Here is a 23,041-nt window from a genome sequence, read left to right on the forward strand (position 1 = left end):
GCGGGTTGGTTTTAGTTGAGCGCGCTGATCAGCAATACCAGCGCTGCACCTGCCGCGGCTCCGATCGTGGCAGGCAAAACAATGGACCACAGGGTGGGCGTCTGCGGTTCGTCTTTCTGGGTTTGCGCGATCAGTGCGTTTTCGACCAGGGCCGGCAGACGCGGGCCGAAGCGGGCCAGAACCATCGCGGTTTTTCCCAAATCCCGCAGGGCCGCCCGGGGGCCGATGGATTGTTTGATGTAGTCTTCGACTACGGGGCGCGCAACTTCCCAGATGTTCATATGAGGGTCGAGTGAGCGCGCGACGCCTTCGACGACAACCATGGTGCGTTGAAGCAGAATCAACTCGGTTCGTGTTTCCATCCCGAACCGTTCGGTTACTTCGAACAGATAGCTCAGCAACCGCCCCATGGAAATATGCGTGGCATCCATGCCGAAGATCGGCTCGCCCACGGCCCGCAGAGCGCGGGCGAACTCGTCCACGTCCTGATTGGCGGGAACATAGCCGGCTTCGAAATGCACCTCGGCTACGCGTTTGTAGTCACGGCGGATGAAGCCAAACAGGATTTCGGCATAGACCCGGCGTGTGTATTCATCGATATGACCCATGATGCCGTAATCATAGGCTATGATATCTCCGTTCGCGGCCACCTTCAGGTTGCCCTGGTGCATGTCGGCGTGAAAAAAGCCGTCGCGCAGAGCATGGAGAAGGAACAGGCGCAGGACACGCTCGGCCAGATCATTGCGGTTATGACCTGCGGCATCCAGAGCATCATTGTCACCGAGCGCGACCCCGTCCGCCCAGCTGAGCGTCATGACGCGGCGCGCGGACAGCGACCACACAACGGGCGGCAGCCAGAAGCCGGCGTCGTCTTTGGTGTTGGCGGCATATTCTGACGCAGCGGCGCTTTCCAGGCGCAGGTCCAGTTCGCCGCGTACGACACCGTCGAAATGCTCGATCACTTCCATCGGGCGCAGACGGCGCGCGCCAGGCGCGCAGAGTTGCACCATGCGGGCGGCAAAATAGAACGCATCGACATCCTTGCGGAAAGCACGTTCGATACCCGGGCGCAGGACTTTGACCGCGACATCTTCACCCGTGCTGGTCAGCTTGGCCTTGTGAACCTGCGCAATAGATGCTGCAGCAATCGGTTCGCTGAATTCGCTGAACATTTCTGAGATGGGCTGACCCAGTTCTTTCTCGACTTCGGCCATCGCGTCGGCTTTGGAGAAAGGCGGTAGCTTGTCTTGCAGAACGCGCAGTTGCTCGGCCAGTTCATTTCCAACGACGTCAGGGCGGGTCGAAAGCACTTGACCGAATTTTATATAGGCGGGGCCAAGCGCCGTCAGGGCGCGCGTGGCGGGCGGCATCCCGGGGTCGCCCTTGTAGCCAAGCCATTGAAAGGGTTTGCCCAATGCGTGGGCCAGGATACGAACGGCGCGCGGGGCTTCGAACGCATCCAGTACCACGTTCATTGCGCCTGTGCGCTCGAGCGTGGCGCCTGTGCGGATCAGGCGGATGATGTTATGGGGACCACGCATGCGTCAGATCTTCCAGCCTGAATGCAGCGCGGCGATACCCATGCTCAGGTTGCGGTATTTGGCGTTTTCAAAGCCTGCTGTGCGAACCATGTTCAGGAACGTCTCCTGATCGGGGAAATTTCGGATCGATTCGACCAGGTACTGATAGCTGTCATAGTCATTGGCGATCAGTTTCCCCATGCGTGGTATGACGTTGAAGCTGTAAAGATCATAGAGCTTTTGCAGCCCGTCATTGGGCAACTGGCTGAATTCCAGAACCATCAGGCGGCCGCCGGGTTTCAGCACACGGTAAGCCTCGTTCAAAGCTTCTTGCGGGCGGGTGACGTTCCGAATGCCGAACGAGATCGTATAAACATCGAATGTACTGTCTTCGAAAGGCAGGGCCATGGCATCGCCCACAACCCAATTCAGGCTGTCCGACATCTGATCTGCTTCGGCACGTTGCCGCCCTTCGATCAGCATCGGCTCGGTCAGATCCAGCACCGTGGCGTGGCCGTGGCCCGCGCGTTTGAGGAACCTGAACGAGATGTCGCCCGTACCGCCGGCCACGTCCAGAAGCCGCTGGCCGGGGCGGGGCGCCAGCCAGTCCATCATCGCGTCCTTCCAGACCCGGTGGATGCCCATCGACATGACATCGTTCATCACGTCATATTTCGAGGCAACCGAGTTGAAAACGCCCTGCACGTGCCCGGCCTTTTCGGCCTCGGGGACGGTTTCGAAACCGAAATGAGTGGTCTTGTCGCTGTTGTCGGACATTTGCCTTGCCGTTTGTCGAATTTCGCCTCTGTTATAGGGCCAAGAGAGGCGGGCACAATGCGGCCCTTTGAATTAGGAGCCCTGTAATGCCCGAATTACCTGAGGTCGAGACAGTAAGACGCGGCCTGAGTCCTGCGATGGAAGGGGTCGTGATCGAACGGGCTGATGTGAATCGCCCCGATCTGCGCTGGCCGTTCCCCGAACGTATGGCCGAACGGTTGACCGGACAGCGGGTGGAGCGGCTGCGGCGGCGGTCGAAATACATCCTGGCGGATCTTAGCAGCGGTGAGACGTTGCTGATCCACCTAGGTATGTCGGGGCGGATGACGGTGTCGGGCGACCCGTTGGGGCAGTTCGTCCATGACCATCCCGCCGTGCAAAAACATGACCATGTGGTCTTTCATATGGCCAATGGCGCGCGCATCACCTTCAACGATCCGCGCCGGTTTGGCGCGATGGACCTGTTGCAAACCGCCAGCGCCGAAAATCACAAGCTGCTATCGGTTCTGGGGCCTGAACCCTTGGGCAACGATTTTCACGACCAACACCTGATCGATACGTTCAAAGGCAAGAACACTCCTGTCAAATCCGCCCTGCTGGATCAGGGAATCGTTGCCGGTCTGGGCAATATCTATGTTTGTGAAGCTCTTTATCGCGGCCGAGTGTCGCCACGTCGCAAAGCCGGACAGATTTCTGCATCCCGCGTGGCGGCGCTTGTTCCGATCATCCGGCAGGTGTTGCAGGACGCCATAGAAGCCGGTGGGTCCTCGCTGCGGGATTTCCGCCAAGCCGATGGAGAACTTGGATATTTTCAGCACAAGTTTGATGTCTATGGCCGCGAGGGCGAGGCCTGCCGGACCGAAGGGTGCGGAGCGCCAATCAAGAGAATCACCCAGTCCGGTCGCTCATCCTTCTATTGTGCGCAATGCCAAAGATAGCTTGATCCAAGTTTTTCGCGTGGTAAGGAATCGTACCTGAACGGAACAACCGGAAGCTTTCTCCTCATGGCTTTTGAGACGATCATCGTCGAAATCGAAGACCACGTCGCACTTATCAAACTCAACCGACCGGATGCGCTGAACGCGTTGAACACCCAGTTGCTGGGTGAGCTCTGCACCGCGCTGGAAGATGCGGACAGCAATGACAAAGTGCGCTGCATCGTTATCACCGGCTCGGACAAGGCCTTTGCCGCCGGCGCGGACATCAAGGAGATGTCCGAGATGAGTTTTGTCGACGTCTACAACATCAACCTTTTTGCCGACGCGAATGATCGTGTGACCGCGATTCGCAAGCCGATCATTGCGGCCGTCGCAGGCTATGCGCTGGGCGGCGGATGTGAACTTGCCATGCTGTGCGATTTCATCATCGCGGCGGACACCGCGAAGTTTGGCCAGCCCGAGATCAATCTGGGCGTCATTGCCGGTTTGGGTGGAAGTCAGCGTCTGACGCGGTTTGTGGGTAAATCCAAATCGATGGACATGAACCTGACGGGGCGTTTCATGGATGCGGACGAAGCTGAACGCGCAGGTCTCGTGAGCAGGGTAGTGCCGGCCAAGAAGCTCATCGAAGAAGCTGTGAGCGCAGCGCAGAAAATTGCCGAGAAGTCTCAGCTGACCGCGATGGCCGCGAAAGAAGCGGTGAACCGCAGCTACGAGCTTCCGCTGAGCGAAGGTATGCTGTTCGAGCGTCGTGTCTTCCATTCGATGTTCGCAACCGAAGATCAGAAAGAGGGTATGGCCGCGTTCCTCGAAAAGCGCACGGCGCAATTCCGCGACAAGTAACGCGCTGGACCTCTATGGCGGGTAGGCTTGAGCCCGCCCCTTTTTTCCGGCCATGGTGTGAAGAATCAACTTGGCAATCCCCCCAAACTTGGGTAAAGAGCGCCGCTATACATGCGCGTGCGGCCCGCTTGGCCCGACTCACACTCGTGATTTCTGATCCGGTGCGGATATGTCCGTGGCGCGCAACCCTAGACAACCGTACCGAACAAAAGGTCAGAGACACATGGCTAATTCGCCTCAGGCAAAGAAACGCGCCCGTCAGAACGAAAAGCGTTTCGCAATCAACAAAGCACGTCGTTCGCGCATCCGCACCTATCTGCGGAAAGTCGAAGAAGCGATCGCATCCGGCGACAAGGACGCGGCGACCGCGGCCCTGCGTGCGGCTCAGCCCGAGTTGATGCGTGGCGTCACCAAAGGTGTCTTCCACAAGAACACTGCGGCCCGCAAAATGTCGCGTCTGTCCTCGCGAGTCAAAGCGCTGGGTTAAGCTTTCGGGTGACCCTACGTCACGTCAGAAAAGCTGAACTATTCTGAAAGGCGTCGCACATTGCGACGCCTTTTTTCGTGTTGCCAGAAAACCGCGCCTTCACGAAACCGAGAGATTCTTTCGGCCAAAGACCCGAGTCAATATCAGAGTTTCGTTGCCGCGCCCCGCTTCGAATTGCTACCACTGATGTCAGCGATTCACTCGCTTGGGGGGACAGGCTGTTTACCCGATTGAACTGACGGGCATCAGAACGATCTGGGGACAATTGTCGACGACTGGCGCAAGCCAGGCTGCCGATCTGCCGTGGTTTCCGGGTTATACCCGGTGATCTTGGCCCTGTCTAAAAATTGAGATTGCGACGTGCAACCCGATTTTCGGGACGCTCTATTTTTGTTGAGCGCCAGATTTGGGGTTTACCGAGCACTCCGGGACAGTCCCGTCAAACCAATTGGTTTGACGACAGGATTCCTATCGCGTGTGAATACAATACCGGGAAACCGGCTTCGTCTGAATAAGGCTGACAGGCCAATAAGAATGGGATGCGTGAGGCGCTTAATGACACAAGAGAAATGGGGACTACTGCGTAACAAATTGCTGAAGGCCATCGGTCGGAACAACTATACGACCTGGATCGAGCCTTTGGAATTTAAAGAGCTTCAGGATGGCGTGGCGGTTTTCTCCGTGCCGACCAATTTTATGGGCAATTACGTCAGCCAGAATTTCGCGGACCTCATTCTGTACGAACTGAATACCGCAGGTGAAACTGTGCGGCGTCTGGATTTCCGCGTGGCAGCAAACTCGCCGATGCGCCCGAAGCCTGCAGCCAATGCAGCACCTGAGGCACAGCCTGCACCTGTCACCGCGCCGAACCAGGACACAGCGCAGGACGCCTTGGAATCGCTACAGGCCGCACCGCTGGATTCTCGTTTTACCTTTGACAGTTTTGTAGTCGGCAAGCCCAATGAACTGGCCCATGCAGCCGCGCGTCGGGTATCCGAGGGCGGGCCGGTGACCTTCAATCCGCTGGTTTTGTACGGCGGTGTGGGTCTGGGTAAGACCCACCTGATGCACGCCATTGCATGGGAGTTGAAAACCAAACACCCGGAACTGAACGTTCTTTACCTGTCGGCGGAACAGTTCATGTACCGGTTCGTGCAGGCCCTGCGCGAGCGTCGGATGATGGACTTCAAACACCTGTTCCGTTCGGTTGACGTATTGATGGTTGACGACGTGCAGTTCATCGCTGGCAAGGATTCCACTCAGGAAGAGTTTTTCCATACATTCAACGCGCTGGTAGATCAGAACAAGCAGATCATCATCTCGGCCGATCGCGCCCCGGGTGAGATCAAGGATCTGGAAGATCGGGTAAAATCCCGTCTGCAATGTGGTCTGGTGGTCGACCTGCACCCGACCGATTATGAACTGCGCCTGGGCATTCTGCAAAACAAGGTGCAGCAATACAGCTCATCCTATCCTGACCTGGCTATTGCCGACGGTGTTCTGGAGTTCCTGGCCCATCGTATCTCGACCAATGTGCGCGTGCTCGAAGGCGCGTTGACCCGTCTGTTCGCTTTCGCGTCACTGGTTGGCCGCGAGATCGACATGGAACTGACCCAGGATTGTCTGGCGGATGTATTGCGTGCCTCCGAGCGCAAGATCACCGTCGAAGAGATTCAGCGGAAGGTGTCTGAATACTACAACATTCGCCTCTCCGACATCATCGGCCCAAAGCGCCTGCGTTCTTACGCGCGTCCGCGTCAGGTGGCTATGTATCTGTGCAAACAGTTGACCAGCCGGTCCCTGCCCGAGATTGGCCGCCGTTTTGGCGGGCGCGATCACACGACGGTCATGCACGGCGTCAAGCGCATTGAAGAGCTGAAGCTGACCGATGGTCAGATCGCTGAAGATGTGGAAATGCTGCGCCGGTCGCTAGAAGCCTGATCCGCGCCTGCAATGCAAGAAACCGCCCCGGATCCTCGGGCCCGGGGCGTTTCTTGTGCGCATTAATCCACGGTTGGATCAGAACTGATGCCTGTCGGGCACGCTGCCCTTGACGCTTGGGACATTCCGACCCAGAAATCCGTAAAAAATCCTTGTGCCTCAGGGTGGAACCGCTAACGTGCCAGTCCCGCCCATGTCGGTACGCAAGTCAGAGGAACTGAGGGTATGAAGATCAGCATCGAACGCGGCACCCTTCTTAAGGCCGTTTCACAGGCCCAATCCGTTGTGGAACGTCGCAATACCATTCCCATACTTGCCAATGTGCTGATCGAAGCTGAAGGCGATCAGGCGCTGTTTCGGGCGACCGATCTGGATATCGAAGTGGTCGACAAGGCCCCGGCACAGGTCGAAAAGGCAGGAGCCACGACAGTTGCGGCAACGACCCTGCATGAGATCGTGCGCAAACTGCCCGACGGTGCGTTGGTCACGCTGACCGCGGACAGTGCAGCAGGACGTCTGACGGTTGAGGCCGGGCGGTCGAATTTCTCGCTGGCGACACTGCCGAAAGAGGATTTTCCGGTCATGGCGTCCTCGGAGTATCAATCGAATTTCACCGCATCTGCGGCCCTGCTGCGTCGGTTGTTCGACAAGTCGAAATTCGCAATTTCAACAGAAGAGACACGGTATTATCTGAACGGTGTCTACATGCACGTGTCCGACGGATCCGAAGGTGGTAAAGTGCTGCGCTGCGTGGCCACCGATGGTCACCGTCTCGCTCGGATCGATGCCGATCTGCCTGACGGTGCGACGGATATGCCAGGCGTTATTGTTCCCAGAAAAACCGTGGGCGAGCTTCGCAAGCTGCTGGATGACGATGAAATGGATATCGCCGTTTCGGTCAGTGAAACCAAAGTGCGCTTCGCCACGCCGGATATCACGCTGACCTCGAAGGTCATCGACGGCACCTTCCCCGACTATATGCGCGTTATTCCACAAGGGAACACCCGCAAGCTGGAAGTGGATGCTGCTGAATTTGCGCAGGCCGTGGACCGGGTGGCGACTGTGTCTTCCGAACGCTCGCGCGCGGTAAAGCTACAATTGGATGGCGACAGACTGGTTCTGTCGGTGAACGCACCGGATAGTGGCGCGGCCGAGGAAGAACTGGCTGTCGCGTACGGTGACGAAAGGTTGGAGATTGGGTTCAACGCAAAGTATCTGCTGGAGATTGCGTCTCAGGTGGATCGAGAGAATGCGGTGTTCATGTTCAATTCAGCTGGCGATCCGACCCTGATGCGCGAAGGTAATGATCAGAGCGCAGTTTATGTTGTCATGCCGATGCGCGTCTGATCGCGCGGACGCGCGACGCCTCCGGTGGAGGTATTCTTGAACAGAAGAAGGGAGGGGTCATGGCACTGGCCCTGACCGAGCTTACGGTCTCGCATTTTCGGTCTCACAAGCTGGTGCGGTTGTCTCTGGACGGGCGGCCAGTGGCCATTCACGGACCGAACGGGGCGGGCAAGACCAATATTCTGGAAGCGGTATCCTTGTTTTCGCCCGGTCGAGGAATGCGGAGGGCGAGTGCAGCCGAGATGACGCGACGGCCCGAGGTGCTGGGCTGGAAACTGTCCGGGCTGTTGCAGTCGCAGGGGCAGAATTTCGAAATCGAAACCTGGTCTGAGGGCGGTGCAGCACGGCAGGTAAGGATTGATGGAAAGACCGCCTCCCAGATTGATCTGGGCAAACTTGCGAGGGTGGTTTGGCTGGTCCCATCCATGGACCGACTTTGGATTGAAGGGGCAGAAGGCCGGCGCCGGTTTCTTGATCGCATTGCGCTCAGCTTTGATCCGTCTCACGCAGAGGCCGCGCTGACCTACGAAAAAGCGATGCGCGAACGTAACCGTTTGCTGAAAGAGCAGGTGCGTGACGCGCATTGGTATGCCGCGCTTGAGGGCCAGTTGGCCGTGATGGGGCATCGCATCCACGCAGCGCGATTGGCGGCGTTGAGCCATCTGCGGGTGGCGCAGGATCAGGCGGAAACGGCTTTCCCGTCTGCCGAGTTGGAATTGGTGCAGACCGACGGCGCGATGCCCGAAACGGTTGAGGATTTGCGCGAGGCTTTGAATGAAAGCCGATTCAGAGATTTGGCAGCGGGCCGGACTTTGGTCGGGCCGCATCGGTCGGATCTCTACGGCGTTTTTGCTGCCAAGGGCGTTCCGGCCAAGGATTGCTCGACCGGTGAGCAGAAGGCACTGTTGGTTTCTCTGATCCTGTCGAACGCACGTGCATTGGCCGAAATGGTGGGCGCGCCACCGATTGTCTTGCTGGATGAGGTGGCCGCCCATCTGGATGCGGATCGGCGTTCAGCCCTGTATGACGAGATATGTGCGCTGGGCGCTCAGGCCTGGATGACGGGCACCGGGCCTGAACTGTTTGTGGAGTTGGGTGACCGGGCCCAGTCGCTGATCGTTACCGAAGGCGATGAGGGCTCGGTGGTCGCGACTTAGGCCGGTTCGTTGACTTTACGCTCCCACAGGAAGCCGCGCATGACTTCATCGACTGGCGTTTTGGCCATGTGGTTGACGTAGTTCGACATGGTTTTCTGTGCCAGACCCAGCACCACGTCCAGAACCGCACGGTGCGAGTAGCCGGCATCAAAGAACGCCTGAAGCTGTTCCTCGGTCGGGTTGCCGCGGGTTTCCATCACATGCAGGGTGAAGGTGCGCAGTGCTTCGAGCTTGGCGGAAGGCAGTGGAGTTTCATTGCGCAGTGCCTCGGAGATTTCGTCTGATACCTTCATCATCTTTGCGATGCCGGTGTGCGCGGGCACACAATAATGGCATTCGTTCGCCACGTTGATCGTCTGCCAGACAACGGTCTTTTCATCGTTGTCGAAATCGGTCTGCAAGAACAGGCTGTGCAGAACTTGATAGCCTTCAAGGTGCTGGGGGCTTTCTGCCATCACCTTATGCAGGCCCGGCAAACGGCCAAAGGCGGCCTGAGACTTTTCCAGCAGAGGTTTGGATGCTTCGGGTGCGGATTCGAGGTCATGAGACGGGAAATTGGCCATGTCGGAACTCCTGTTTCTGGCGCGATGGGTGATATTTAGGGTTTTTTGAGTGATCACTCAAGTATATATTTGAGCGAACGTTCAAGAATTGGTGATGCCGATGCCCCGCAAACCCGCATATGATCGTGACGCGTTGATCGCGAAGGCCCGTGACATCTTCTGGCGTCAGGGCTGGGCTGGAACGTCGCTGAAGGACCTGGAACGGGAATTGAAGCTGAAACCCGGAAGCTTTTACGCCGCATTCGGGTCGAAGGATGCGCTCTATGCGTTGACGCTGCAAAGCTACACGCAAGAAGGTGTGGCGCGCCTGAAGGCCCTTGCCGACAGATTGGGGCCGAAGGCAGCGCTTAAGGCGCAACCACGTTTGGTCATCGAAGCGGTCGAGAATCCAGCAAAGGCCTGCATGTTGGCAAAGACATATGCCGAGTTGCAGGCGAAGGATCATGCGCTTGCGGATCAGGCCGCGCGTCACATGGCGGACATGAAAGCGTGTTTCGCCGACCTGTTCCGCAGCGCCCAGACTGCCGGTGAAATCCGGCCCCAACATGACCCGGATCGGCTGGCGGCGCGGTATCAGTCGGATATTCTGGGGCTTCGATTGTCGGCTGAACGCAAGGATGTCGATGCGCTGGAGATCGCGGCGGATATCGCTTCTGACATCGACCAGTTATGAGGTGGATTCGGATGCGCAGAAAACGACCCCAGCATACACAAAATATTGGGGGATCGCGTGACAATCCCCACCAGAAAACGTATAAGGTACCAAAATAATATAGGTACTGACTGAATGTCCGAAGACGCACAGGCTCCCCAAGAATACGGCGCAGATTCCATCAAAGTTCTCAAGGGTTTAGAGGCCGTTCGCAAACGCCCCGGCATGTATATCGGGGACACGGATGATGGCTCGGGTTTGCACCACATGGTGTATGAGGTTGTCGACAACGGGATTGACGAAGCCCTGGCGGGTCACGCCGACCATGTGACCGTGAAAATTCACGCGGATTCCAGCGTTTCGGTCAGTGACAACGGACGTGGGATTCCCGTGGATATTCACCCGGAAGAGGGCGTGTCGGCAGCCGAGGTTATCATGACCCAGCTGCATGCGGGCGGTAAGTTCGACAGCAATTCCTACAAAGTGTCTGGCGGTTTGCACGGTGTGGGTGTTTCGGTGGTAAACGCGCTGTCAGATTGGCTGGAGCTGCGCATCTGGCGCGCGGGCAAAGAGCACGTGGCACGCTTTGAGGGTGGAGAAACAGTAGAGCACCTGAAGGTCGTCGGTGAGTGTGGCGATCGCACAGGGACCGAAGTTCGGTTTCTGGCGTCAACCAACACGTTTTCGAACCTCGAATACTCGTTCGAAACTCTGGAAAAGCGTCTGCGCGAACTCGCCTTCCTGAATTCGGGCGTGCGTATCATCCTGATCGATGAACGCCCGGCAGAACGGCTTGAAACCGAGTTGTTCTATGAAGGCGGCGTAAAGGAATTCGTCAAGTATCTCGACCGGTCCAAAACTCCGGCCATGCCCGAGCCGATCTATATCAAGGGTGAGCGCGACGATATCGGCGTCGAGATCGCAATGTGGTGGAATGACAGCTACCACGAGACGGTGCTGCCCTTTACCAACAACATCCCGCAGCGAGACGGTGGTGCCCACGTGGCTGGGTTCCGCGGCGCGCTGACCCGGACGATCAACAACTACGCGCAGTCCAGCGGGATTGCGAAGAGAGAAAAGGTCAGCTTTACGGGTGACGACGCGCGCGAAGGTCTGACCTGCGTGCTGTCGGTGAAAGTGCCGGACCCGAAATTCTCATCGCAGACCAAGGACAAGCTGGTTTCGTCCGAAGTCCGTCCGGCGGTCGAAGGTCTGATGAATGAAAAACTGGCCGAGTGGTTCGAAGAGAACCCCACAGAAGCCAAGAGCATCGTTGGCAAGATCATCGAGGCCGCTTTGGCCCGTGAGGCTGCACGCAAGGCGCGCGAACTGACCCGGCGCAAGACCGCGATGGATGTGAACTATCTGGCTGGCAAGTTGAAAGACTGCTCCGAGAAGGACCCATCCAAGACCGAAGTCTTCCTGGTCGAGGGGGACTCGGCCGGCGGGTCTGCCCAAACCGGCCGGGACAGGCTGACCCAGGCGGTTCTGCCGCTGCGCGGGAAAATATTGAACGTCGAGCGCGCAAGGTTTGACCGGATGCTGTCGTCGCAGGAAATCGGCAACCTCGTCATGGCGCTGGGCACTGGTATTGGCCGCGATGAATTCAACATCGAAAAGCTGCGCTACCACAAGATCGTCATCATGACCGATGCGGATGTGGACGGCGCACATATCCGGACATTGCTGCTGACTTTCTTCTACCGTCAGATGCCGGAACTGATCGAGGGTGGATACCTCTACATCGCTCAGCCGCCACTCTATAAGGTCTCCCGTGGCAAGTCAGAGGTGTACCTGAAAGACCAGGCCGCTCTGGATGACTACCTGATCAATCAGGGCGTCGAGGGTGCGGTTCTGAAACTCGGTTCGGGCGAAGAAATTATCGGACAGGACCTGACCCGCGTTGTCGACGAGGCGCGTCAGCTGAAACGTGTCCTCGATGCGTTTCCGACGCATTACCCGCGACACATTCTGGAACAGGCCGCCGTCGCAGGGGCCTTTGTGCCCGGCGCCGTTGATGCCGACCTGCAAGGCGTGGCTGACAAAGTCGCCGCTCGGCTGGACCTGATCGCTTTGGAATACGAACGCGGTTGGCAGGGTCGGATCACACAGGATCACGGCATCCGACTGGCCCGTATTCTACGCGGTGTCGAAGAGGTTCGCACGCTGGACGGCCCGATGCTGCGTTCGGGCGAGGCGCGCAAGACCGGGAGTTTTACGCAGAGCCTGCAAGAAATCTATAATTCCCCGGCCACCTTGGTTCGTCGTGATCGCAGCCAGATGATCCACGGCCCACTGGACTTGTTGCGCGCCATTCTGGAAGAGGGTGAAAAAGGCTTGTCCCTGCAGCGCTATAAAGGCCTGGGTGAGATGAACCCTGATCAGTTGTGGGAAACCACACTGGATCCGGATGCGCGCACGCTGCTGCAAGTGCGCGTGGATGACATGGTTGAAGCCGATGATCTGTTCACAAAACTGATGGGTGACGTCGTGGAACCTCGTCGAGAGTTCATCCAGAAAAACGCTTTGAGTGTAGAAAATTTGGATTTCTGATCAGGTGTAGGGACGCGCACAAACCTTCACGCACCCCATAAGTTTGCACGATTTGCCCATAAGTTTTCACTGTTTCGCGATATTAGTGCAGAGGATAGAAATTAAATCGCCTTATGCGGGTGCCAAAGGATAGACTTCAGTTTCTCAAGGATTGAACACCTGATCGCGATGCCAGATCAGGTTCTCCTTGTGCCCAGCAGTTAGACCAGAGATCCGCTTGGAATGTCCGGACAACGAGCTCATTGCCGGCGCGGACAGTTTACTCGAAAACCAAGGTGTCCCGTCGTCCTTGAAAGTCACCAGACCCTTGTCGAATGCTGCGTCCCATAGTGCTGACAGCAAAATTCCGTTGTGGAGGTCCAACCGCTCAGCATCAGTTTCGCAGTCTTTCCACGGCTTAATGTGTGAGGCTCTAAGGAGTTCAGTGTCAGAAATGTCCGAAATCGGGCAGCGACCCTGCCAATAAGAGATCAATCGATTTCTGAAAATATCCTGACCAATGCGCTGCTTGACCAACCGCTCTGCTTCGGTTTGGCGACGAGAGGGGCTGAAAGTGCCAGTGAAACAACCGAAGAAAGGACGGCTCTGGCTGAACGATGGGTCGTGTGTTCGGCTGAGGCCGGAGTTTCGCAATCATGTATGGAGCTATGACTTCGTTCATTGTCGAACTGACGATGGCAAAGCTTTCCGGACGCTGAATATCCTTGATGAGTACAGTCGGGAATGTTTGGCTATCAGGGTCGAACGGAAGCTGAACTCGGTCGACGTGATCGATGCCCTGACGGATCTGTTCATACTTCGAGGAGCACCCCGTTTCATACGTTCAGACAATGGGCCGGAATTTGTCGCCCAGGCTGTCCGAGACTGGATCACCGCCGTCGGCGCCCAAACGGCTTACATCGAACCTGGCAGCCCGTGGGAGAACGGATACTGTGAAAGCTTCAATGGCCGGTTCAGGGACGAACTGCTCAACGGTGAAATCTTCTACAGCCTGCGCGAAGCTCAAATTCTGATCGAGCAATGGAGGAGACATTACAACACAAAACGCCCCCACAGTGCTCTGGGTTACCGCCCGCCAGCGCCCGAAACCATCATCCCGATGGATCACAGGCCGATGATGCACTAACAATCAACTTGGACCAGTCAGATGAGGCTGCTCATTGGGACATTCGACTATTCGCTGGGCACCATTTTGGTCGGAGCGGATGTCGCAAGCACCGATAGAGTTGTGGCCGGCGTGTACGCAGGTTTTGGGACATCCTCCATGGATGAACACGATCAAGTCGATCAGGACTTTTCGACCGACAGCTATCATGTGGGCGTCTATGGGCGTACAACAACCGGAACTTGGGAGTTCTCCGGACTGATCGGTTACATGTTCGGTGAAACTGATGCCAAGCGAAATAACCCTTCTGTTGATGGCTTTACGGGAGGTGAGGCTAAATCGGATTTGGACCAAGAGGGAATCCACGCCGGTATCCAGGCACGGAAGTTGTTTAACCTGGACAGCGGTGCAAGGGTTTCTACGGTTTTTGGATTGAACTACGGGCGTATTCAACAAGGTTCAGGCACAGAGACTGGCGGTGGTGATTTCAATTACTCGATTGAAAAAGCGAACGCAGAATCGCTGGTCGCTTCTATTGGAATTGACTACCAGCGGGATTTCTTGACAGAGAATGGCGTGCTAACCCCAATGGCCTTTGCTCGTTACGAGTATGATTTTTTTGCCAACAAGGACAGTGAGCACGAAATCACTGTCACGAGCCCGATATTTGGGACATTCACGCAAGTCGGACAAAACCGAGGCGCCAATGGCTTCGTGCTTGGTCTGGGGCTAGGGTATCAGATCTCTGATCTGGCCAGACTAACGGCAGGATATGGCTATTCAGTTCGTTCCAACGGCCAAGAGCATGGCCTCGGTGCAAACTTAAGTGTTCGGTTCTGATTAGGGCGGACCAACGAAGAGGAGTGGTAAGCTAGCTGCAACAACTTGCGGAAGCTATCGTGGCAATGTGAGCGTCATTCTCTAGCGACTAAAATTTGGGGATATTAAAAACATAAAGCCGCGATTTCTTGGCGTCGTCTGTCAGGATGTAGAGAAGCCCTTTGGTCTCATCGAGAGCGATACCTTCGGGATGTTTAACTTCTTTTTGTTTGCCATCTTCTGTGAACGTCAAACTGATAGACTTTACGGACTTGGATTCTGGATTGTAGATGAAGATCTGACGGCCTTTGTCACTCACAATCCAAAGAGAACGCGAGGACCGGGACCATGCTAGGCCGCTCAAATCTAGTTCATCATCATCTACATGCTCGGAGATAAAACCTGCATCGCGGGCTAAAGGAATGATCTCAATAATTTCGTCTAGCTCTGGCGATAACATCATTAACAACCTTGGTTGTCCCTCAATTCCAACGAAGACCCGCCCGGATTCCGGGTCAACGGCGATGCCTTCGGGTCCCTTGTTCAAAGGGTTGCCGACGAGTAATGCAGCGGCGGTCGGGTAACCTTTAAGAGATGCGAGAGGTATTGTCGTCAGTTGAATGGGGTCAGTTGGGTGAACGACTAGGATTGATCGGTCAGTTTCTTGAAGCACCAAAACAGACCCATCTTTTCGAGGTGCAACACCCTCCAAATCTGATCCTGCCAATGCTGACAACTTGAAAGAGTTTCCTAATACCCCGTCGGCTCCGAGTAGGTGCAGTTTAGGTTCGGCATCACTTACAGACCACAAGAAGCCTTCAGCGTTAGACATTGCCAAACCGGAAGGCTCTGAAAATCCCTCTGATTTGTCTGCCACCTTGAATTTATCGACCAGAACCAAACCAGCACTTTCGGCGTAGGCAAAATCGGACCAAGGCACGAAGGCTGCCGCAACCAAGCTGGCCGCAAAAGCCAGTCGCCTAAGTTTGCAGAAACACCGTGAAATTTCAGCTTTTGACGAAAACACTCTGTTTTCTGTCATTGGATTCTCTCGCGCTTGGACCACATCCCCGTGTCAGCGTTAGTATCACAGTCCGGATGCGATGTCCGAAGAATGCACGGTAATCTCTTTACCTGATCCCGCCTGTTGCGATTGAATTGGACAAGATGTGCCTTTGTCGGAAGGCAATCTGCTAGAGTAAGCAGGAAGGAAGTTAAGTTGAACAAGACTTTCCCACTCCTGGCCGTGCTATTAATAGTACTGTTGCCAGGCGTTGCGGTGTCACAAGTGGACCCCGCAACCATGTTGGCCGGCACTTCAGAGTCGGAAATACTTATCGAGCGACGTTGGACGCAGTTTCGCGGCAGACAGGAACTGTATTTTTTTACTCTCGACGTCATCGTCACTGTCATTTTGACTGGACTGATCGTTTATCACCCTGTGAGGCGGAGAGCCCGCAGGAGTGTCCGCGATATCGTCATGCCGCGACTGTTCTTTCTATACGCGCTTGTCGGCATGGCGGTTGGCTTTCTGGTTGTACAGCACGGATCAATGATCGGGTTCGTGATCTTTGGAATAGGAGCTCTGTTAAGGTTCCGATCAAATATGGATGACCCGGTCGACACGGTGGAAATGATTATAGTGACCGTGCTTGGGCTGGCGGTAGGGCTGGGCTTGCCCTTGATGGCCACATTGGTGGCGGTTGTGTGTTGGTGTTTCATTTGGCTCGGTGGGCGAAACAAGGGCGTGGAAATTTCGCTCAAGGCTTCAGACGAAGAGCAATCATTGAAAGTCAGCGGAGCCATTGAAGCTATGGCCGCAGACGCTCGCTGGAAGCTGGTCAGAAAACATCACGTTCCGGGCAAATCTCGCGTTTCATTGCTTTTCATCACCTCGGGTGGACTTTCAGAAGCCCGGATAGAAGAGATGATAAACGATCTGGTCCCTGAAAAAGTTGAGCTGAAACTCAACCTCTAGTCATTTCACAAGGTCTAATCGTTTCAACACCGCATTCGGGGATCTGATCTCTTTCGGAAGCGACTTGAAGTTGACCGACCTTTTGAAATCAGGCCCTCGATATACTGCTATCCCAAACTCGCCGTTCGGCTGGAACTTAACATGAGTGAAGCTGTGAGGTGATCTGGCGCTATCGCCAATAAGCCGTCGCGGGCCACCTCCCAAACAAGCTTGGGAAACATAAGCCACACCGTCTTTCCAGCCTGGGTAGAAGGCATGATGGTGGCCTGACAGATGCAGAACGACACCGCTTTCCAGGTAAATTTTTTCAAGTGTTGGGTCACCGATGATTTCGCGTTCACGCTGGATCGCGAACGGCCAAAGTGGGAGGTGACTGAAAGTGACAATCGGGTCTCCGTCTGCACCCAGTTCCTGTAGGCGGTCCTGCTGGTCACCGGATAGGGGCCCTAGGGTCGTAGCATCCAGTGACGCGAACGTGATGCCCTGCATCTCAAACGCATAGAAGAACGGGTAGTCATCTGAGACCAGGAAATCGACGTCTGGTTTTCTCGGTGTCCATTCCTCTGCGTATATTTTTCTTTCACGCTCGAACCCACGGTACGCAGAGGCATCATGGTTTCCTGGCGTGACCGCAAATGGAATGCCGGCAGCCTCCAAAGGATCTGATACGGCCTGGTGAAACGCCTTCCACATATCCCTGACCTGTTTGTCGGACAAGTTGGGAATGCGCTGTCCCGCAACCATATCTCCGGTCGAAATAACCAGATCTGGATCAATCTCGATTATGCGCTCAATCGCTTTGTCGACGCGGGCGTCGTATCTTACCGAACCATAGCTTCCGTTCAGATCCGATATGACGATAACGTCCAATGCCGCCGCTTTGCAGGCGAGCAGAGCGGTCCAAGTGAAGGCCGCAATAAGGGCAGAACAACTACGGGTCATTACAGTCCACAGCCTCTACCTCGGTGTTGTTTCTCAAAAAGAATGCGACAGGATCCAAGTCGAACATCAAATCGCCATTTGAACAATTGCTCTGGAGGATGGACGTTGCCAGCGCAGTATTTTTGACAACTTGTGCAATCTGACTGTCTGACAACCCAAAGCTTTGCGATAGCCAGTCATAGACCGGGCCTTGGGTTTGAAGGTCACTATTCAATGCAACCAAGTGCCGATACGTACTTGGTGAGAAGTGCCGCATTTTCTCCAGCATTTGAGTAGATTTTGCGAAGTTGGCATACTCGATACGCCCGCCAGCATCGTTGTCGTTTAGATTGCTGCGACGGATCAATAATGCGTCGGCGGGAACGTCTCCGTTGTTTGGCTCATGGTGCTTGGCTTTCTTATGCTTCAGTTTTCCGTCTTCGACCCAATACCAATAGGGTGTGAAGTCTATGTTTCCCACACGGTCCTGCTGGCTAAAGATGAAATCGAGGAGAACAATCTCGGTAAGTTCTTGCATCCAAAATGCCATCTGTTGGTCGCTGACATCGGGACCGAGATCCTTGTTGATCATCCGGTCTCTTCGACCTTCTCTGACGCCCTCCGCAATTGCCTCTGACAATGGTTTAGAATAACGCAAAGCTAAAAAAGCGGGAGTTTCCTGGAAATCGCGGTTCTGACCTTTCCCCCAACCAGACTTGCGAGTGCCGTTGATTTCCGAACCGTATCGATGCCCAGGACTATCAAGCAGTACACCGTAAATCTGCGTTCGATCTGCGGTGAATAGATCATCGGTCGGTTGGTATGAGTTCGGATCGGCGTCCGCAGCTGCAAAGACCCGCCAGCCTTCATGGTTCATGCGCCCGCCATGAGAGCCACCAGAAATCGCAAGGCCAGGCTCTGCAACCTCGGAAAAATGCGCCTGGGCGTCCATGCTTCGCCAAACGGCGACTGGAACTTTTACAGTCGTGTCGAAATATCTGGAGAAATGATAGTAAAGCAGCGACGAGGTGGAAAAGGTTCCACTGGTGCCCTTTTGGTTCATAGTGGATTTGAATTTGGCCACCCTGTCCTTGGCCAGATCTTTTGCTGCCTTCCCCTCCTTGCAAGCGTTTCTCTCGAACTCAGAGCGCTTCCCCACGTAGGGTCCTTCCGAAATATCGTAGACGGCCATTGCTGGGCTGGTGCTCCAGGTTTTTGGACAAATGGCAATTTCGGACGCATAGAAATCGATCTCGCAATAGGCTGTCTCTTCCTCAAGATCGCTTTTTTGATACGCGCCCGTTGGAACTTTTTCGATCCGAATGCAGCGTTCCGTAACGCCGTTGGGACTCTCAAATGTCGTGGCTTCACCGAGGACATCGTCGCTCGCCCACAAGGCAGTGGGTGCAATGAAAGCCAGTGACCCCAGAAGATTGAACTTCATTTAGATAGTCCTCCCGGTATCATTTAGGGCAAATCGCTGCCTGTTGTTCGGTGGAGATTTTCAACTTTGGGTCGACACTGAAGTTGGAGAACTTTGTGTCAATCCACTTGTCGCACCCGCCTGAACAAGGCGCCCCGTTTCGGGCATCATTCCAATAGTCCTTGGCCCTTTCTTCCGTCCAACCGCAAAACTGAACGAGCGCCATTGCCGACAATGCACCCGAGGAATGAACGCCCCACATGCAGTGTACAAGGACAGGGCCCTTTCCAGGGTTTTCAATCACCTCGTGTATGGACGCCATGACAGCACCGGGTCGGGAGGATCTGGCACTTTGATAGTCAAAGGATCCGTTTCCACAACTGGTGCGACCGTACTCAGTGTTTTTGCCAAAGTCGGCGTAAAACCCGGTGGAAAACCCTTCACCGCACAAAGTTTCGCGTTGTCCTTCACTCAGGCCCGTTCGGTCCTTGTCGCCGCCTTTGAAACCAGAGCGATACAATACTCCGCTTAAGACTGGGCGAAAGAAAGCGACGCCATCAACACCTCCGTCGCCGCCCTTTGATAGCATTTGACTGTTGCTTGGACCGCCGTTTCTGCTGGTTACGTCAGAATTCGCAGCGGTTGCGAGAACACCAATGAATATGAGGGACGTCAAAAACCGCATGCCAGTTCCTTTCTATTCTTAAGCGCTATATGCTCAAACTCTTCCCACTTGGTAATCTATTGGAGCGGCTCATTCTCAGCAGCCGTATCAAGTGCGCGATAGACTTTCCGACCTGAAGCTTTAAATCGGCCACACCAGATTGATGATAAAGACGACCACGAAGTAGGCCAGAAATACTTTCCAGTTCAATTGGTGTTTGTTTTCTTCGTTTATCACGCCGGCCGATTTCAAGGCCAGGTTTGTTACAATTAGAGCGACGATGGTAACCGCCGCATGTGCCAAGTCGAAATGCAAACTGAAGCTCCCTTTTGCAGATGTTTGATTGATGAAAAATGTGTCAGCAGTCACCTGATGGCAGCATAGTTACATCTGAGTACCTTCCCTCAGATGTCGTGATCCGAGCACATGCACCAGTATCTTTGTTAAACCAGTACGAGGTCAGCCCTTCGCTGCGGATGAGTTCAAATCCGAGACTTTGGATGCCCACTTCAGCTTGGCCCGCTCTTGCCCCTTCAAATGACGAAAGATCGCTAGAGCTGCCCACAGTTGGTGCACTTGCATCCACTGATCCAACACTGTCGTCGCATGCTGCAAGCGCTGTAATACACGCCGTGCCGATCACCAATAGGACCTTGGGTTTCATCTGTTTTTCCTAGCTCTTTCGGGAATACGCTTCAGTGTTTCTGGTTGATCACCTATTCAATTCCGAAAATTACATTGTAGTCGACGGAAGAGTTGCTGCGATTGATAACCTCCACAACATGATCTCCGGATTGCCAAAGCTGTCCTCGATACTCTTTGTCCGCTGACATCAGTCCCAACAGTTCAGAATCATCAGGGTTACGAATAACGTAGTCCAAGGAGCCATTTCGCGGAGCAACGCGGACGTAAAGAAACTGCTCGTTTTTCGCACCCAGAACGTATTGCTGGGATGCTCCGGGTGCAAGTTCACCAACGAGTTCTGCGCCAGTGGAACCAGCATCGAATTTGACACGTTGGCTACCGGTAGAACCGGCGGCACCTGCCATGGCTCCACCGCCATCATCCATCGCCTCGACAACCGACATCTCTCCAATGCTGCCATCCTTGTACGCGATGCACTGCCAAAGTGTTCCGCCTGCGTCTCGCAGCATTACGAGCGTACCAGCTTCCGAGAACTGAGAGCTTTCAATCGTACCTGATTGACCGTCTGGTCCACCAACCTGCCGCAAATGGTCGATACAAGCGTCGTCAGCTTCTGACATTGCAAAAGCAGCTGTGCCCGCGATTGCGAACATGGGTGTGAGGAGCTTGAGTAAAACGAGTTTCATCAGATGGTTCCCTGTTGGCTTGTCCTTAGAGGTTTGTTCCTTACAAAGCGAAACCTCGCTTCGCTTCTCGTAACTTTGACAGAAATTCATCGCATGCCTGCGCGCTGCCGACGATCTCGCCCGTCGTTTCAATTCCTTGCGTTGACGCCATCTCGGAATTCACGCGATTCAGGATCTGGTCCGCTTGCTCGGCGGTGATCAGGTTTTCGGCTTGTGCTCCTTTCAATGTGGAGCAGACACCGGCGGACAAGCCTGTCGCAACGCCGACACCTACCGCGGCCCCGCCACCCAAGGTCATCGCCCCAACCACGCCGAGGACGAGCCCGATCACAATTCCCAAGATCACTTTTCCCATGTTTTCCTCCCTTTTGGTGAGACAGAGCTCTTCCTTCATTTCTGGTGTAAACTGCGAGCCCACCTGCAAATGAAAACCAGCGCCAAAATGTTGAGCACCGGTGCAATCGCCGCGAACCACGGCTTGGCGGACTCCGAAATTAAGTCCGCTACAAGTATCCAAGGTAGTCCCAACGGCAGCAGGAACACTCCGGACAAAGGGTCTGGTTCCTGTCCCAACCAGCCGAACGTGCCCGTCAAGAATGCAACCAACGCCAACAGGTACAGGACCGCGAATACGATGATGGTGGTTCTACAAACCAAGTCGAGCCTCAGCAGATCAAGCCAGTGCTGCGCAGCCGTTTTCAGCTACACAGCAGACTGGTCACAATGCGCCTTCGTCGCCCAGGAACTCGATACCAGCTGTCGCGCCATCACTGTAAGCAATGCAGTTCCAAGGAGCACGATCCTCGCCAACGCCGACTGTGACCTGTGTTCCCGCCTCGCTAAAGGCGGATGAGAGCACCACGACTTGCGAATTGTTCGTCGTGTTGGCCACATCTCGCAAACACGCCTGCTGAGCCGGCGTGAGTTCGGCGGACGCGCTTGATGTACTCGTATCGTCGCAGGCTGCAAGCAGTGCGAAACATGTCGCGCCTGCAATCATCACCATCTTGTTAGACATTTTCTTCTCCCTCTGGTTCCCTTGAAATTAGTGAAATTGGATGCGCTTGTTTGAAGCTCTCGCGTCTGTGCAGCTAATTGAACATACCTTGATCCTGTGACTACCTTTCCCAAAACTTGCCGCGATGGGCTTGGTCGGCGGGACGATATTTCGTTGACTGTCGGGGCCAACATTAACGTGTGAAAGCTGATTGACGACACTGGCAAAAGCTCGAGCGAATTCCGGAGGGAGGGCGATTACACTAAGTCTAAGCATCGCGTCCTCCCAACGCTCGGTCATTGCAAACAGCCTTCCGACCGCCAGCACTCACTCCAGCAGTCGGAAGGGCCCGACAAATCGGGCGACAGCGACAACAACGGAGGTAAAATAAAGTTGCGTCAAATTCGCATGTTTGAATCTTATTTTTAATAAATCAATATTTTTTCCGCGCGCAAACTTCGCTACCTTTTCATAGGATAGTTTTTTGGCGTTCAAACACAAAAGGAAGGTGGGAAAACCCAGAAGGGCAAGTCTGTTCTATTAGGTGGCGAGGCGTTCTGAGGCCGCACAGAAACTTAGAAAGGGTTGAAAATGGGGTTTGTGGAAGCAGTTAAAACGTGTTTCTCGAAATACTTCCAGTTCTCCGGTCGGGCTTTACGCTCAGAATACTGGTGGTTCTTCTTGTTTGTGGTTCTCGTAAGTGCCGCTTTAGCTGTGCTGGATACTATCATATTCGGGACCAACCCAGAAACTGGGCAAGGATCTCGCGTCATGTCCTCTGTTTTTCAACTGGCCGTTCTCATACCTATGCTCGCAGCAGGTTGGCGGAGGTTGCATGATACAGGACGACCTGGCTGGTATTTGCTGCTGCCGATGGCGCTCAGCATTACAACGCTTTTTGTTATGCTGGGTGGCGTGGCGTTCTTCTCGGTATTGGAGCAAGGGACAGAAAACCCCGATGCATTGCGAGGACCCGCGGCAGTCTTGGGCGTGACCGGTATTGTTGTTGTCTCAATTCTTCAATT

Annotated in this window: 23 protein-coding genes and 1 pseudogene; 12 read left to right on the forward strand and 12 right to left on the reverse strand. The window is 54.9% G+C overall.

Annotated features, from left to right (window positions below):
- Positions 1 to 11: 11 nt before the first annotated feature.
- Positions 12 to 1,541: a 2-polyprenylphenol 6-hydroxylase gene (gene ubiB, locus AC2FEB_RS17360; RefSeq protein ID WP_496675143.1), complete on the reverse strand. Its 1,530-nt coding sequence runs from the start codon at positions 1,539 to 1,541 to the stop codon at positions 12 to 14.
- A gap of 3 nt (positions 1,542 to 1,544) precedes the next feature.
- The gene (gene ubiE / locus AC2FEB_RS17365) at positions 1,545 to 2,297 is read right to left on the reverse strand and encodes a bifunctional demethylmenaquinone methyltransferase/2-methoxy-6-polyprenyl-1,4-benzoquinol methylase UbiE (RefSeq protein ID WP_496675141.1); all 753 of its coding nucleotides are present in this window, start codon (positions 2,295 to 2,297) and stop codon (positions 1,545 to 1,547) included.
- A gap of 86 nt (positions 2,298 to 2,383) precedes the next feature.
- Here ubiE and mutM point away from each other — a divergent pair, with 86 nt between their 5' ends.
- From mutM to recF, 6 genes are all read left to right on the forward strand, one after another.
- Positions 2,384 to 3,235, forward strand: coding sequence for a bifunctional DNA-formamidopyrimidine glycosylase/DNA-(apurinic or apyrimidinic site) lyase (gene mutM, locus AC2FEB_RS17370; RefSeq protein ID WP_496675139.1), 852 nt, complete (start codon positions 2,384 to 2,386; stop codon positions 3,233 to 3,235).
- Positions 3,236 to 3,301: 66 nt separating this feature from the next.
- Positions 3,302 to 4,078 (forward strand): acryloyl-CoA hydratase, encoded by a 777-nt coding sequence (gene acuK / locus AC2FEB_RS17375; protein ID WP_117870917.1) that lies wholly within the window; start codon positions 3,302 to 3,304, stop codon positions 4,076 to 4,078.
- 223 nt (positions 4,079 to 4,301) lie between these two features.
- Positions 4,302 to 4,565 carry a 30S ribosomal protein S20 gene (gene rpsT / locus AC2FEB_RS17380; RefSeq protein WP_152459792.1) on the forward strand — a complete coding sequence of 88 codons (264 nt, stop codon included), beginning with the start codon at positions 4,302 to 4,304 and terminating at the stop codon, positions 4,563 to 4,565.
- A gap of 555 nt (positions 4,566 to 5,120) precedes the next feature.
- Positions 5,121 to 6,506 (forward strand): chromosomal replication initiator protein DnaA, encoded by a 1,386-nt coding sequence (gene dnaA, locus AC2FEB_RS17385; RefSeq protein WP_496675136.1) that lies wholly within the window; start codon positions 5,121 to 5,123, stop codon positions 6,504 to 6,506.
- A gap of 225 nt (positions 6,507 to 6,731) precedes the next feature.
- Entirely contained in the window at positions 6,732 to 7,853 is a 1,122-nt protein-coding gene (gene dnaN / locus AC2FEB_RS17390; protein WP_496675134.1) for a DNA polymerase III subunit beta, read from the forward strand.
- A gap of 59 nt (positions 7,854 to 7,912) precedes the next feature.
- On the forward strand, positions 7,913 to 9,010 hold the full coding sequence (gene recF, locus AC2FEB_RS17395; RefSeq protein ID WP_496675132.1) for a DNA replication/repair protein RecF: 1,098 nt from the start codon (positions 7,913 to 7,915) through the stop codon (positions 9,008 to 9,010).
- On the opposite strand, the gene AC2FEB_RS17400 is transcribed toward recF, so the two are convergent.
- Positions 9,007 to 9,573, reverse strand: a complete 567-nt coding sequence (locus AC2FEB_RS17400; protein ID WP_496675131.1) for a carboxymuconolactone decarboxylase family protein — start codon at positions 9,571 to 9,573, stop codon at positions 9,007 to 9,009. The genes recF and AC2FEB_RS17400 overlap by 4 nt on opposite strands.
- Before the next feature lie 100 nt (positions 9,574 to 9,673).
- On the opposite strand from AC2FEB_RS17400, the gene AC2FEB_RS17405 reads away from it, so the two are divergent.
- Positions 9,674 to 10,246: a TetR/AcrR family transcriptional regulator gene (locus AC2FEB_RS17405; protein ID WP_496675129.1), complete on the forward strand. Its 573-nt coding sequence runs from the start codon at positions 9,674 to 9,676 to the stop codon at positions 10,244 to 10,246.
- Positions 10,247 to 10,360: 114 nt separating this feature from the next.
- Positions 10,361 to 12,778, forward strand: coding sequence for a DNA topoisomerase (ATP-hydrolyzing) subunit B (gene gyrB / locus AC2FEB_RS17410; RefSeq protein ID WP_117870905.1), 2,418 nt, complete (start codon positions 10,361 to 10,363; stop codon positions 12,776 to 12,778).
- A gap of 144 nt (positions 12,779 to 12,922) precedes the next feature.
- Here gyrB and AC2FEB_RS17415 read toward each other — a convergent pair whose 3' ends face one another.
- A complete protein-coding gene (locus AC2FEB_RS17415; RefSeq protein WP_496884237.1) occupies positions 12,923 to 13,411 on the reverse strand; it encodes an HNH endonuclease in 489 nt (162 codons plus the stop codon).
- Between AC2FEB_RS17415 and AC2FEB_RS17420 the strand changes: the two are divergent.
- Positions 13,296 to 13,904: pseudogene (locus tag AC2FEB_RS17420) on the forward strand (IS3 family transposase); the annotation flags it as partial. The gene AC2FEB_RS17415 and the pseudogene AC2FEB_RS17420 overlap by 116 nt on opposite strands.
- Positions 13,905 to 13,925: 21 nt before the next feature.
- Positions 13,926 to 14,723 (forward strand): autotransporter outer membrane beta-barrel domain-containing protein, encoded by a 798-nt coding sequence (locus AC2FEB_RS17425; RefSeq protein ID WP_496884238.1) that lies wholly within the window; start codon positions 13,926 to 13,928, stop codon positions 14,721 to 14,723.
- Positions 14,724 to 14,811: 88 nt separating this feature from the next.
- Here the strand turns inward: AC2FEB_RS17425 and AC2FEB_RS17430 are convergent, their stop codons facing one another.
- Positions 14,812 to 15,744 carry an SdiA-regulated domain-containing protein gene (locus AC2FEB_RS17430; RefSeq protein ID WP_496884239.1) on the reverse strand — a complete coding sequence of 311 codons (933 nt, stop codon included), beginning with the start codon at positions 15,742 to 15,744 and terminating at the stop codon, positions 14,812 to 14,814.
- Between the two features lie 177 nt (positions 15,745 to 15,921).
- On the opposite strand from AC2FEB_RS17430, the gene AC2FEB_RS17435 reads away from it, so the two are divergent.
- Positions 15,922 to 16,680 carry a hypothetical protein gene (locus AC2FEB_RS17435; RefSeq protein ID WP_496675123.1) on the forward strand — a complete coding sequence of 253 codons (759 nt, stop codon included), beginning with the start codon at positions 15,922 to 15,924 and terminating at the stop codon, positions 16,678 to 16,680.
- Here the strand turns inward: AC2FEB_RS17435 and AC2FEB_RS17440 are convergent, their stop codons facing one another.
- The 7 genes from AC2FEB_RS17440 to AC2FEB_RS17470 all read right to left on the reverse strand — a co-directional run bounded on the left by AC2FEB_RS17440 (position 16,681) and on the right by AC2FEB_RS17470 (position 22,037).
- Positions 16,681 to 17,622 (reverse strand): metallophosphoesterase family protein, encoded by a 942-nt coding sequence (locus tag AC2FEB_RS17440; RefSeq protein ID WP_496675121.1) that lies wholly within the window; start codon positions 17,620 to 17,622, stop codon positions 16,681 to 16,683.
- Positions 17,612 to 19,045 (reverse strand): hypothetical protein, encoded by a 1,434-nt coding sequence (locus AC2FEB_RS17445; RefSeq protein ID WP_496884240.1) that lies wholly within the window; start codon positions 19,043 to 19,045, stop codon positions 17,612 to 17,614. Before AC2FEB_RS17445 ends, AC2FEB_RS17440 begins: the two co-directional genes overlap by 11 nt.
- Positions 19,046 to 19,829: 784 nt before the next feature.
- A complete protein-coding gene (locus tag AC2FEB_RS17450; protein ID WP_165590775.1) occupies positions 19,830 to 20,003 on the reverse strand; it encodes a hypothetical protein in 174 nt (57 codons plus the stop codon).
- A gap of 43 nt (positions 20,004 to 20,046) precedes the next feature.
- The gene (locus tag AC2FEB_RS17455) at positions 20,047 to 20,352 is read right to left on the reverse strand and encodes a hypothetical protein (RefSeq protein ID WP_496675117.1); all 306 of its coding nucleotides are present in this window, start codon (positions 20,350 to 20,352) and stop codon (positions 20,047 to 20,049) included.
- Positions 20,353 to 20,404: 52 nt separating this feature from the next.
- Positions 20,405 to 21,019 (reverse strand): hypothetical protein, encoded by a 615-nt coding sequence (locus AC2FEB_RS17460; RefSeq protein WP_480611228.1) that lies wholly within the window; start codon positions 21,017 to 21,019, stop codon positions 20,405 to 20,407.
- Positions 21,020 to 21,059: 40 nt separating this feature from the next.
- Complete coding sequence (locus tag AC2FEB_RS17465) at positions 21,060 to 21,494, reverse strand: hypothetical protein (protein WP_496675113.1); 435 nt, start codon at positions 21,492 to 21,494, stop codon at positions 21,060 to 21,062.
- Between the two features lie 243 nt (positions 21,495 to 21,737).
- Positions 21,738 to 22,037, reverse strand: a complete 300-nt coding sequence (locus tag AC2FEB_RS17470; protein ID WP_170337109.1) for a hypothetical protein — start codon at positions 22,035 to 22,037, stop codon at positions 21,738 to 21,740.
- A 570-nt stretch (positions 22,038 to 22,607) separates the two neighbouring features.
- Between AC2FEB_RS17470 and AC2FEB_RS17475 the strand changes: the two genes are divergently transcribed.
- A partial coding sequence (locus tag AC2FEB_RS17475) for a DUF805 domain-containing protein (protein WP_496884241.1) occupies positions 22,608 to 23,041 on the forward strand: 434 nt, incomplete at its 3' end.

It is taken from the genome of Ruegeria sp. YTSC106 (genome assembly GCF_059609765.1).

Excerpts from the sequence above, each read along its gene's own strand:
- ubiB (WP_496675143.1), bottom strand. The coding sequence starts at position 1,541 with ATGCGTGGTCCCCATAACATCATCCGCCTGATCCGCACAGGCGCCACG.
- ubiE (WP_496675141.1), bottom strand. The coding sequence starts at position 2,297 with ATGTCCGACAACAGCGACAAGACCACTCATTTCGGTTTCGAAACCGTC.
- mutM (WP_496675139.1), top strand. The coding sequence starts at position 2,384 with ATGCCCGAATTACCTGAGGTCGAGACAGTAAGACGCGGCCTGAGTCCT.
- acuK (WP_117870917.1), top strand. The coding sequence starts at position 3,302 with ATGGCTTTTGAGACGATCATCGTCGAAATCGAAGACCACGTCGCACTT.
- rpsT (WP_152459792.1), top strand. The coding sequence starts at position 4,302 with ATGGCTAATTCGCCTCAGGCAAAGAAACGCGCCCGTCAGAACGAAAAG.
- dnaA (WP_496675136.1), top strand. The coding sequence starts at position 5,121 with ATGACACAAGAGAAATGGGGACTACTGCGTAACAAATTGCTGAAGGCC.
- dnaN (WP_496675134.1), top strand. The coding sequence starts at position 6,732 with ATGAAGATCAGCATCGAACGCGGCACCCTTCTTAAGGCCGTTTCACAG.
- recF (WP_496675132.1), top strand. The coding sequence starts at position 7,913 with ATGGCACTGGCCCTGACCGAGCTTACGGTCTCGCATTTTCGGTCTCAC.
- AC2FEB_RS17400 (WP_496675131.1), bottom strand. The coding sequence starts at position 9,573 with ATGGCCAATTTCCCGTCTCATGACCTCGAATCCGCACCCGAAGCATCC.
- AC2FEB_RS17405 (WP_496675129.1), top strand. The coding sequence starts at position 9,674 with ATGCCCCGCAAACCCGCATATGATCGTGACGCGTTGATCGCGAAGGCC.
- gyrB (WP_117870905.1), top strand. The coding sequence starts at position 10,361 with ATGTCCGAAGACGCACAGGCTCCCCAAGAATACGGCGCAGATTCCATC.
- AC2FEB_RS17425 (WP_496884238.1), top strand. The coding sequence starts at position 13,926 with ATGAGGCTGCTCATTGGGACATTCGACTATTCGCTGGGCACCATTTTG.
- AC2FEB_RS17430 (WP_496884239.1), bottom strand. The coding sequence starts at position 15,744 with ATGACAGAAAACAGAGTGTTTTCGTCAAAAGCTGAAATTTCACGGTGT.
- AC2FEB_RS17440 (WP_496675121.1), bottom strand. The coding sequence starts at position 17,622 with ATGACCCGTAGTTGTTCTGCCCTTATTGCGGCCTTCACTTGGACCGCT.
- AC2FEB_RS17445 (WP_496884240.1), bottom strand. The coding sequence starts at position 19,045 with ATGAAGTTCAATCTTCTGGGGTCACTGGCTTTCATTGCACCCACTGCC.
- AC2FEB_RS17455 (WP_496675117.1), bottom strand. The coding sequence starts at position 20,352 with ATGAAACCCAAGGTCCTATTGGTGATCGGCACGGCGTGTATTACAGCG.
- AC2FEB_RS17460 (WP_480611228.1), bottom strand. The coding sequence starts at position 21,019 with ATGAAACTCGTTTTACTCAAGCTCCTCACACCCATGTTCGCAATCGCG.
- AC2FEB_RS17470 (WP_170337109.1), bottom strand. The coding sequence starts at position 22,037 with ATGTCTAACAAGATGGTGATGATTGCAGGCGCGACATGTTTCGCACTG.